This is a genomic window from Thermohalobaculum sp. (assembly GCF_058622915.1).
The window spans coordinates 1-10636 of sequence record NZ_JBZSYN010000088.1; the positions used below are offsets into that span (position 1 = coordinate 1).

The window sequence follows — 10636 nt, forward strand, 5'->3', positions numbered from 1 at the left end:
GAGGGCCAGGCTCTGGCTCAATGACGGCTCCTGCATCCGGTTGCGCCCGGAGCGGCCGAACCATGTCTGGTCCTACGACTTCGTCCAGGACCGCACCCATGACGGCCGGCCCTACCGCACCCTCAATATCATCGACGGGCCCTGTCAGAGCAAACCGGCTTGAGCCGTCATTGGCCGGATCGTAGCCTCTCGCGATGAGCATCCCGAACCCGTTCCGCTATTTCAAGACGAGCCCAGAGGTCATCCGCCTGGCGGTAATGATGTATGTCCGGTTCCCGCTGTCGCTGAGGAATGTCGAGGACCTGCTGCACGAGCGCGGGATCGACGTCAGCCACGAGACGGTGCGTTTCTGGTGGAACCGGTTTGGGCCGATGTTCGCGGCTGAGATCCGGCGCAGGCGTGTTGAACGGATGCGGAGCTTCTCGAATTGGTGCTGGCATGTCGACGAACTGTTCGTGAAGATCAATGGCGAGCGCAACTACCTCTGGCGCGCCATCGATCACGAGGGCGAGGTGCTGGAAGCCGTCGTTACGAAACGTCGGAATAGGAAGGCGGCATTGAAATTCCTCAGGAAACTGATGCGCCGGTACGGCCAACCCGAGCGGATGGTCACGGATCGGCTTCCATCGTATCGGGCGGCACTGACGGAAATCGGAGCGGCGAATCTGCAGGCGACCGGTCGCTGGCTCAATAACAGGGTCGAGAATTCGCACCTGCTATTACGACGACGAGAGCGAGCCATGCTCCGCTTCCGTCGTATGCGGAGCCTGCAGAAGTTCGCCGCCGTCCAGTCCTCCGTCTACAACCATTTCAACCACGAACGCAGCCTCTCCAGCCGAGACGTCTTCAAGCTCAACCGCACTGCCGCTCTCGCCGAGTGGCGTCAGCTCGGCGCGGCCTGACACTCGGCTTTCTAGGGGAAACTGAGACTGGTTCGCATTGGTCTGACAGCACCGCCAGCGACGCCGGCAACCTGTCTCCGTTCGCAGACCGACGCCTCAACCGCCCGGAACAGGGCTGCTTTCTCGCCTCATTTCCCATTCGCCGGGTCTGGCTTGCGCCGCTATCCGGGCGCTTACAGCCAGCGCTCCGGGCCCAGTCTCCGCTCGTCGGATGCGAAGGTGGGTTTGGTCGATAACAGGGAATTGCCGCCATTTCGGCCGCGATAACAGGGTCGGCGCGCCGGTAGGCGCGCAACCAACTGTCCGACGTCAGCGCCTTCGGCACATCTGATGTGACTTCGCAATGGAGTGTATCCGGCTCGTCGCAACCGCCAAGGAGTGGTGATGAGACAAAACCGGGGCCGGAAAAGCCCGGAAAAGCCGTCTATAGAGAAGGTCATCAAGGGCATCCGCCGGGCGATGCGCCAGGGGTATTCGCCGGAGGAGAGTGAGCAGTTGAGCGCCAGCAGTTCCAGGTTCTCTCAACGACGGCCGAGGACCCTGGCGGGCGCCGAGATCCTTCTGCTCAACCGGACATGGTCGCCTTCAGTCCGTTAATGACGTCCCATACGTCCTGTTCCACGGGCGATCTCGCGCCCACGAGCCGCAGTGCAGTGACCGACAGCGGCGTACTCCTGAACAGATGGCTCAGATTGGTGAGATTTCCGGCCGCGATCTCCGCCGCCGCCAGGGACAGCGGCACCCAGGCGACGCCGACGCCGGCAAGGGCAAGTTGCAGCCCGGCCAGGGTCAGGGCCGTTTCGGCCTTCGGCCTCAGGACCATCTGCAGACGAAGCTTCGGCAGGATTTCCCGGCTCATCACCTTGCCGAAGAACACGTCGCCCGGATACAGGACCACCGGTACTTCGCCACTGCGATATTGCTCGTTCAGATCGTCGAGTGCATCGGTCGCGTAGACCGGGACCAGATCCTCGCGACCGAAGTCGCACTCCTCCAGGAACGAGTGCTCCAGTGGCAGATCCTCGTCGGGCACTCGGTAGGTCAGTGTCAGGTCGGCCTGCTTGGTCAGCAGGAAGGCGAAGCATTCGTCCCGGTTGGCAGAAAGGAGCCGCACACTCGCCTCCATGTCCGCCGACAGCCGCTTCACGACCGACGGCGCAATCGACGTGGTGACAGCGTGCTGGCACGCGATGACGACCCGGTTGCCCGTCTTTCGACCCCTCTGGCGCAGGTCAAAAAGCAGGTCGCGAAAGCCTGAGACGAGGATTTCCAGGCGCTCGCGCTGGTCGGCGATCTCGGGCCGGATCTGGGCCGGCTTGCGACGCCTGTCGAGCACTTCAACCCCGAGATATTCCTCGATCGCGCGGATCCGGCGCGACAGGGCGGGCTGGCTCAGATAGCATTGTTCGGCGGCACGGGTCAGCGACCCCGCCTTGATCAGCGAAAGGATATCTTCGATCCATTCGTATCGCACGTCGAGTCCTATTATGCGATTGTTGCATGATAGGTCAGCAAATTTGCATTTGCAATCCGCCCACAGCGGCGCCACGGTTCGGTTGGCGCATCATAGAAAGGGAGGATCCAATGCATCTCGCGCGGTTCCCAAGGATTCACCTGGCGCATCTGCCGACGCCGCTCGAGCCATTGAAGCGGCTTTCAAGCGAACTTGGCGGGCCGGAGATCTGGATCAAGCGCGACGATTGCACAGGCCTGTCGACCGGGGGCAACAAAACCCGAAAGCTGGAATTCCTGATGGCCGAGGCGCAGGCGACCGGCGCCGACATGGTGATGACCCAGGGTGCCACCCAGTCCAACCATGCCCGCCAGACGGCGGCCTTCGCAGCGCGTCTCGGGATCCCGTGCCATCTGTTGCTCGAGGACCGCCGGGGCTCGGACGACCCCAACTATAATCACAACGGCAACGTGTTCCTGGATTTCCTGCACGGCGCAACGGCGGAAAAGCGGCCCGGCGGGCTCGACATGAACGCGGAGATGGAGGCGGTCGCCGAGCGGTTCCGCGCCCAAGGGCGCAAAGTCTACACGATCCCCGGCGGCGGCTCGAACCCGACCGGCGCCCTAGGCTATGTCAACTGCGCGATGGAACTGGTCGCCCAGGCCAACGACCGCGACCTCGTCATCGATCACATCGTCCATGCCACCGGCAGCGCCGGCACCCAGGCCGGCCTGATCACTGGCTTGAAAGCCATCAACGCCAACATCCCGTTGCTCGGCATCGGCGTGCGCGCGCCCAAGGACAAGCAGGAAGAAAATGTCTTCAAACTGGCGACGGCGACGGCCGAAAATCTGGGCTGCCCGGGCGTCGTCACGCGCGGCGACGTGGTCGCCGACTGCGGCTATGTCGGCGAGGGCTACGGCATCCCCGCCCCCGACACCATCGAGGCGATCGAGATGTTCGCCCGGCTCGAAGGAATTCTGCTCGACCCGGTCTATTCGGGGAAGGGGGCGGCCGGCCTGATAGACCTTGTCCGCAAGGGCCGGTTCAAGGCCGGTCAGCGGGTCGTCTTCGTCCACACGGGTGGTTCCGCGGCCCTGTTCGGCTACACTGCCGAGTTCGATTTCGGCAGTTCCGGCCAGATGGCGGCACAGTAGCGACGTCAGGGAAGCCGGCAATGAAACTCCGGCCCTTCAACGGCAACTTCACGCAGCAAGAGCCGATCGGCGAAGACGGCATCGCGGCGGCTCTCGACGTGCTCCGGTCCGGTCGCCTGCACCGGTACAATGTCGTCGGCGCCGAGCCTTCCCAAGCCGCGCTGCTGGAGCGGGAATTCGCCGCCTACCAGGGCAGCCGGTACTGCCTCGCCTGCGCGTCGGGGGGCTATGCACTGCACATTGCGCTGCGGGCGGCGGGCCTGCAACCGGACGAGCCGGTGTTGACCGCCGCCTTCACGCTCGCGCCGGTGCCGGGCGCCATCGTCAACGCCGGCGGGCGGCCGGTGTTCGTCGAGATCACGCGCGATCTCGTGATCGACATGGACGATCTTCAGCGCAAGATCGCACATAGTGGCGCCCGCTTCCTGATGATGTCCTACATGCGCGGCCATCTGCCCGACATGGATGCGCTCGCCGCGATCGTCGCCCGGCACGACCTCGTCCTGATCGAAGACTGCGCGCACACCATGGGCGCATCCTGGACCGGCCGCAAAAGCGGCACCTTCGGCGTGGCGAGCTGCTTCAGCACCCAGACCTACAAGCACATGAACTCCGGCGAGGGCGGTCTGCTCACCTCGAACGATCCCGAACTGATGGCAAGGGCGATCATGATGTCGGGGTCCTACATGCTCTATGAGCGCCATGGCGCCGCGCCCGATCCATCGGCGTTCGAGAACATCAGGCTCAACACCCCGAACTTGTCGGGCCGCATGGACAACCTGCGCGCCGCGGTCCTGCGGCCGCAGCTCGCTGCCCTCGACAGCAATGTCGAGCGCTGGAACGAGCGCTACCAGATGGTCGCGGCGAGGCTGCGCCATGCGAGCCCGATCTACCTGCCGGTGCGCCCGATGCAGGAACGCTATGTCGGCAGCTCGATCCAGTTCCTCGTCCCCGGCATCACCGCCGAGGCGGCACGCCGCTTCGTCTCCGACTGCGCCCAGCTGGGCGTCGAGCTGAAATGGTTCGGCAATGCCGAGCCGGTCGGCTTCACCAGCACCCACCGGAGCTGGCGCTACGTCGACCCGCAAGCCCTGCCGGCGACGGACGAAATTCTTTCCGGGCTGTTCGACATGCGCATCCCGCTGACCTTCTCGGTCGCGGACTGTGCGCACATTGGCAACATCATCGCCCAGGCGGCGGCGAACCTCGCCGCGCAGGAGGCAACGGAATGAGCGGGGCGGCGAGAATGCGATGCATCGGCGTTCTCGGCGGCATGGGGCCGCAGGCCACCGTCCTGCTGATGTCGCGCGTCATCGCAATGACCCGGGCCAGCAACGACTGCGACCACGTGCCGATGCTGGTTGACAACAATCCCCAGGTGCCGTCGCGCATCGAGGCGATCGTCGAGGGGACCGGCACGGACCCGGGGGCGGAGCTGGCTCGGATGGCGCGTGGCCTGGCGGCGGCGGGTGTCGAAGCGCTGGCGATGCCCTGCAACAGCGCGCACCATTTCGCGCCCCGGCTGCGCGAGGCGGTGCAGATCCCGCTGCTCGACATGGTCGAGCTGTCGGCCGACCATCTCGCCGGCATGGACTGGCCGGCCGGGGCCGGCGCGGGCCGCCGGATCGGCATGCTGGCCTCGCCGGCGATCGGCATCGCGAAGGTGTTCGAACCCGCCTTCGCCGCCCGCGGGCTGGAGCCGGTCTACCCGCGCGCGCCGCGGCGGCTGCTCGGGTGCATCAAGGAGATCAAGGCGGCTGGGCCCAGCGACGCCGCCAGGAGTATGCTTCGCGAGACTGCGGCCGAACTGCGCGCGGTGGGCGTCGATGTCCTGCTCGTCGCCTGCACCGAGCTCTCGATAATCGCCGACAGCCTTCCCCGCGATGTCCCCGTCCTCGACACCATCGACGTCCTGGCCGCCGCCGTGGTCGCTTTCTCCACCGGCGCCGCGCCCCGGGGACAGCGCGACGACACCGGACACCGACCGCGCGAGAGCGGTCTAGCTACGTGGCGATCCCTCGTCCAGGGCGGGTCGCTTTCGTCTCCGAGAGGAGTTTCGAGCAACTGCCGAACCGATGGCGTGTCGTCGGACTCGGCTCTCTAGAAGCACGCGTGAACAGGAGGTAGCAATGAAGGGTAAAGGTATAGGCGCAGTCCTCGGCGGTCTCGCCGTCGCAGCCTTAGTGGCGACGGCGGCGCAGGCGGCCGACAGAGTGATCATCGGCACCTTTGGCGATCCGGTGCCGGAGCAGATGGCCGCGCACGACGGCACGCTGAAGTCCGTGACCGGATGGAACATCGACTGGCGCAAGTTCGAGTCCGGCACCAACGTGATCGCGGCAATGGCTTCCGGCGACGTCAAGCTGGCCGAGCTCGGCTCCTCGCCCTTCGCCATCGGCGCGACGCAGGGCGTCGACATGGAGGCCTTCATGGTCGACTACGTCATCGGCACGTCGGAGTCGCTTATCGTGCGCGACGGAACCGGCATCAAGACGCTGGCCGACCTGAAGGGCAAGCGGGTCGCGACACCTCTGGGGTCGACCTCGCATTTCTCGCTGATGGGCGCTCTGAAGCACGCCGGGATCAAGGAGAACCAGGTCACGATCATGGGGATGTCTCCCGACCAGATCGTCGCCGCCTGGCATCAGAAGGCAATCGACGCCGCCTTCGTCTGGCCACCGGCGCAGACCGAGATCCTGAAGACCGGCAAGCGCCTGCTCGGCGCCGACACGACGGCCAAGTGGGGCTATCCGACCTTCAACGTCTGGGTCGTTAACAAGGAGTTCGCGAAAAGCCACAAGAAGTCGCTGGTTGCCTTCATGAAGGCGGTCAACACGGCGAATGAGGCCTACCTCAAGGATCCCAAGGCCTGGACCCCGGACAGCCCGCAGATCAAGGCGATCGCCGCCCAGACGGGCGCCGATCCGAGCAATATTCCGGTGACCCTGGAGGGCTACAAGTTCCTGCCCCTGTCCGAGCAGCTCAAGCCGCAGTGGATGGGCGGCGGCATTGCCAAGGCAACGAAGGAAACGGCCGCGTTCTTGAAATCCGCCGGCCGGCTGGGCAAGGTCTTGAACAATTACTCTCGCGCCATCACGACCGAATACCTGAAAGCGGCCGTGAAGTGATCTAGCGGCAGCCAGCCGCCGCAAATGTCCCGGCCGCTGCGCCGCAGCGGCCGGGACGATACAGGGAGGCAGCGGTTACGATGGGCCTGAAAATCGAGAATGCATCGGTCGTCTATCCTGGCGTCGACGGGCGGCCTCCAACGGAAGCCCTGCAGCGGATCAATCTGGAAATCGCCGATGGCGAGTTTGTCGTGGCGCTGGGTGCCTCCGGGTGCGGGAAGTCGACGCTCCTGAACCTCATCGCCGGGTTCCTCGCCCCGACCGACGGCCGGATCCTTCTGGACGGCGCCGACATCGAGGGACCGGGCGCCGACCGCTCGGTGGTCTTCCAAAAGCACGCCCTGCTGCCTTGGCTCACGGTCCGCGAAAATGTGGCTTTCGGCCTGATGCTGCAGGGCCACGCCAAGAAGGCCCGCTACGAGGTCGCCGAGCGTTTCATCGGCTTGCTCGGCCTAGAGGGCTTCGAGAACTCGCCGGTCTACGCACTGTCGGGCGGCATGCAGCAGCGGGTCGGCATCGCCCGGGCGCTCACCTGCGATCCGAAGCTGCTGCTGATGGACGAGCCGCTTGGCGCGCTCGACGCGCTGACCCGCGAGAAGGCTCAGGAACTGATACTGAACATCTGGAATGACACCGGCAAATCGGTTTTCTTCATTACACACAGCGTCGAAGAGGCCCTGTTCATGGGCACCAAGCTGGTCGTGATGTCTCCGCGCCCCGGCCGGATCGCGCATACTTTCGACCTGGAGTTCTCGAAACAGTTCCTTGACGGGCGCAGCGCGCGAACGGTCAAGGCTTCCCCCGAGTTCATCGAGATCCGCGAGAAGGTGCTCGGCATCATCTTCGCGGATGAGGAGTTCGCATGACCGACGCGAGCAAGAAGAAATCAACCGGTTCCCAGTCTCTCGTGGTCGGCATTTTCAAGCGGCTGGCGCGCGGACGGCCGACACGGCCCGGCGAAACCTATGGCGTCCCGGGGTCCGGCGACAGCATGGTGTTGAGCATAGCGACGATCTTCACACTGCTGTTCTTCTGGTGGCTGGTCACGACCATGGGCTGGGTCGCACCGCTTTTCGTACCCTCGCCGCAGGCCGTTGCCGGAAAATTCATCTCCGTGTGGAACAACGGCTTCACGGGGTCACCCTTGTGGGAGCATATCGCGATCTCGACAGCGCGCGTGTTCAGCGCCTTCCTGCTCGCCTGCGCCATCGGGATTCCTCTTGGCATTGCCATGGGCATCAGCCCGGTGATCCGCGGCATTTTCGATCCGCCGATCGAGTTCTACCGACCGATTCCGCCGCTTGCCTACCTGCCACTGATGATCATCTGGTTCGGCATAGGCGAAACTTCGAAGGTGCTGCTGATCTTCCTGTCGGTCTTCGCGCCGGTTGCTCTGGGCGCGCGTGCCGGGGTGCGCTCGGCGGCGATCGAGCAAATTCACGCCGCCTACTCCTTCGGCGCCACCCGCTGGCAGGTGGTGCGGCATGTCATCCTTCCCTCCGCGATGCCCGAGATCCTGACTGCGATGCGTATTGGCATCGGCTTCGGCTGGACCACCCTGGTGGCTGCCGAGATGGTCGCCGCCACCCAGGGGATCGGCTACATGGTGCTGTCGGCGTCGCAATTCCTGCAGACCGCGGTGGTCATCATGGGGATCATCGTGATCGCCGCCATCGCCTATCTTTTCGACATGCTGATGCGCTTCTGCGAACGCAAGATCGTGCCGTGGAAGGGCAAGATGTAATTCGGCTCAGGCTCATGATCCCCGGGCCGACAGTGGGGCGCCCCTCGACAATTGCTCAGTGGCAAAGACCGGAGGTTCGCCAAGCCAGGCAATGACCTCGGCCAGCCCGTCGCGTTGCCGGCGCTCGGATCAAAGAACCGGATCAGCCGGCCCGAGCGGCCTGGGGCGCCCCATCGGGAAAGTTGCCAAGGGCAGCGTTCGGTCAAAGCTGGCACGGCGAGACGGGCGCATCACTCTGAGCTGCCTGGACGCGTGAATTCGGCGTGGTTCGGCCGTATCGCCAAGCCCGGCGCATCGGCGGCGACAGGTCGAATTCTCCCGCTTGGGGGTCACGTGGACGGGCGACTCCGGGCAAAGTTGTCGTCACCCCTCCCTCGAGCAAGGCGACCCGGCACGTGCCCGAGCGAAGACGACCCGTTTCCAGCAAAGACCTGTTTCGCCCCGGTGGCATCCTGGGTCCCCGAGATGCACGGGTCTCCGGGTGCTCCGACCGCCTTCGGCCGCTACCGCATGCACTCAAGGCGCGTATGGGCCATTCTGCGCACAAGATCGGCCTCCTGAATCGGGGCCGGGCCGGGGCCGCGCCAGATTGCTTCGCCCCATGTCGGCAGCGATGATGTTCATCCCACCCGGGTGCCGGCTGTGCGGTCAAATCAACCGAAAGATTGCCGGCGGATGATCTATTTCTAAGCCCTCAAAATATCGACAATTTCTTGCCAAAATCGCGCCACGGTCACCGAGTTATTATTAACCTTAATGCTTCATTAGAATTGCATATGGGTGAAAGCGGTGTCCTGCGTAGTCGACCTCACTAGTCGTCTCAAGCCGGCGTTGCCGGCGCGTCTGATGCATCCGGCCGGTGTCACATTGCCGATGGACAGCCCAAGGGATGCGGATTTTCTCGTGCCCGAGATTCGCGGCGCGATCTGTACCGGCACATACAGCTCCGGACTGATCGATCTCCTGCCCGACGCGGTTCGGCCCGGCGATCGCGTGCTGGTGATCGGCGCGGGCCTTGGAGTCATTTCGACCCTTGTCGCGAAGTGTCCCGGGATTGACCGGGTGCTGGCGCTCGAAGCGGACGCGACGCTCGTACCCTATCTCGAGCGCGTGCATGCGCTAAATGGCGTCGGCTGGGTCGAAACCCTCAATGCGACACCAGGGTGCGGGAACCCAGGATCGGTTCCTTTCTATGGACGGCGGGACCTGCGAACCTCCTCGACGGTGCCCCAGCCCGCCTGGCAGAGGGAAACGACGGTTCCGGTGGTCGATTTGGATCTCGTCGTCGCCGAGGAAGAGATCACCCTGATCGTCTGTGAGGCTCCGACGCCCTTTCCCGGCATCCTAAGCGTGATTCAGGCCGGCGCCGTTGAGCGCCTGGCGATCGACGCGGAGGCGAGCTGGCCGGATTGCGCGAACTGGGACGAAATCATGATCTACGTCCTCCGGCGCGGCCTTGCGGTCAAGCACGCCGGCACCTCGCTCTTGCTCAGTCGCGAAGGCGCCTTTGCGCCCGGGCGGCAGGCGCACGTCAAGCGAGCTTTGAAAACGGGCACCTGAGGCGCCGCGCGGCCGGCCGGCCACGGCCGTCTGGTACCGCCGCGGAAATCACGTGCAGCACCTTTTGCCCGACCCAAGTGCTGCTCCGGGGACATGATGCCGGCCCGACGAGCCGAGGCCAATCTCTCGAAGCAGAGACGCGTTCCGATTGCACAGATTTTTTATTGCCGTGATTTCAATGTGTTACGAAGATGTGCAATGTGCACACCCCGTCGCCATCGGGTCGCGGGCCCCCTGAAGCGACTCCCGATCCGCCTGCATCGTATCCATCGGTGCCCACGGCGTTGGCACATTCGGGCGGGGTGAACAGGTCGACGAGCCGGCCTCAGGGCGCCCGCTGCAACAGGCGGGCCGCAAGCGCCAGGGAACGGGACCAAAAGCCGGCGCTCGTGGTGATCGCGGGCGCATCGCGATCCTGCCCGCAATGACGGCAGCGTCTCCTTTTGGCCTTTCGGCGCAACGCCAAGCCAGCCCGCTGGCGAGCATTGCACCTGCTGCTTTGCGCTGGCGGTTGCGCAGCGGCCTAAAACGGATTCAGTGCTGCCTTCGCGTTAGCAGGCTGTTGAAGAACTCTCCCGGAAGGCCTTTAGGACGGCCTCGTCGCCTCGGTGGTAGGCGAACTCGATCTCGAGCGATCCATCTTCGAGCAGTTCGGCGGACCCGTCGCCGGTGACCTCGTCCATTTCGTCGAA

9 protein-coding genes and 1 pseudogene are annotated in these 10636 nt (G+C 64.6%); 9 read left to right on the plus strand and 1 reads right to left on the minus strand.

The window, feature by feature from the left end; all coding sequences use genetic code 11:
* Together AC32QD_RS07325 and AC32QD_RS07330 are read left to right on the plus strand one after the other, a co-directional pair.
* Window positions 1-136, plus strand: a pseudogene (locus AC32QD_RS07325) (IS3 family transposase); the annotation flags it as partial.
* Window positions 137-194: 58 nt separating this feature from the next.
* The gene (locus AC32QD_RS07330) at window positions 195-902 is read left to right on the plus strand and encodes an IS6 family transposase (protein WP_492009835.1); all 708 of its coding nucleotides are present in this window, start codon (window positions 195-197) and stop codon (window positions 900-902) included.
* Between the two features lie 565 nt (window positions 903-1467).
* On the opposite strand, the gene AC32QD_RS07335 is transcribed toward AC32QD_RS07330, so the two are convergent.
* Window positions 1468-2376, minus strand: coding sequence for a LysR family transcriptional regulator (locus AC32QD_RS07335; protein WP_492009836.1), 909 nt, complete (start codon window positions 2374-2376; stop codon window positions 1468-1470).
* A gap of 110 nt (window positions 2377-2486) precedes the next feature.
* Between AC32QD_RS07335 and cuyA the strand changes: the two genes are divergently transcribed.
* The 7 genes from cuyA (at window position 2487) to AC32QD_RS07370 (ending at window position 9944) form a co-directional block, all read left to right on the plus strand.
* Window positions 2487-3512: a D-cysteate sulfo-lyase gene (gene cuyA, locus AC32QD_RS07340; RefSeq protein ID WP_492009837.1), complete on the plus strand. Its 1026-nt coding sequence runs from the start codon at window positions 2487-2489 to the stop codon at window positions 3510-3512.
* A gap of 20 nt (window positions 3513-3532) precedes the next feature.
* Window positions 3533-4744, plus strand: coding sequence for a DegT/DnrJ/EryC1/StrS family aminotransferase (locus AC32QD_RS07345; RefSeq protein ID WP_492009838.1), 1212 nt, complete (start codon window positions 3533-3535; stop codon window positions 4742-4744).
* Window positions 4741-5616: a cysteate racemase gene (cuyB, locus tag AC32QD_RS07350; protein ID WP_492009839.1), complete on the plus strand. Its 876-nt coding sequence runs from the start codon at window positions 4741-4743 to the stop codon at window positions 5614-5616. The genes AC32QD_RS07345 and cuyB overlap by 4 nt, the downstream gene beginning before the upstream one ends.
* Window positions 5617-5641: 25 nt before the next feature.
* Window positions 5642-6640, plus strand: a complete 999-nt coding sequence (gene tauA / locus AC32QD_RS07355; protein ID WP_492009840.1) for a taurine ABC transporter substrate-binding protein — start codon at window positions 5642-5644, stop codon at window positions 6638-6640.
* 80 nt (window positions 6641-6720) lie between these two features.
* Window positions 6721-7506, plus strand: a complete 786-nt coding sequence (locus AC32QD_RS07360) for a taurine ABC transporter ATP-binding protein (protein WP_492009841.1) — start codon at window positions 6721-6723, stop codon at window positions 7504-7506.
* Window positions 7503-8384, plus strand: a complete 882-nt coding sequence (locus AC32QD_RS07365; protein ID WP_492009842.1) for an ABC transporter permease subunit — start codon at window positions 7503-7505, stop codon at window positions 8382-8384. The genes AC32QD_RS07360 and AC32QD_RS07365 overlap by 4 nt, the downstream gene beginning before the upstream one ends.
* 780 nt (window positions 8385-9164) lie before the next feature.
* Window positions 9165-9944, plus strand: a complete 780-nt coding sequence (locus AC32QD_RS07370) for a hypothetical protein (RefSeq protein ID WP_492009843.1) — start codon at window positions 9165-9167, stop codon at window positions 9942-9944.
* The last annotated feature ends 692 nt before the right edge of the window (window positions 9945-10636 follow it).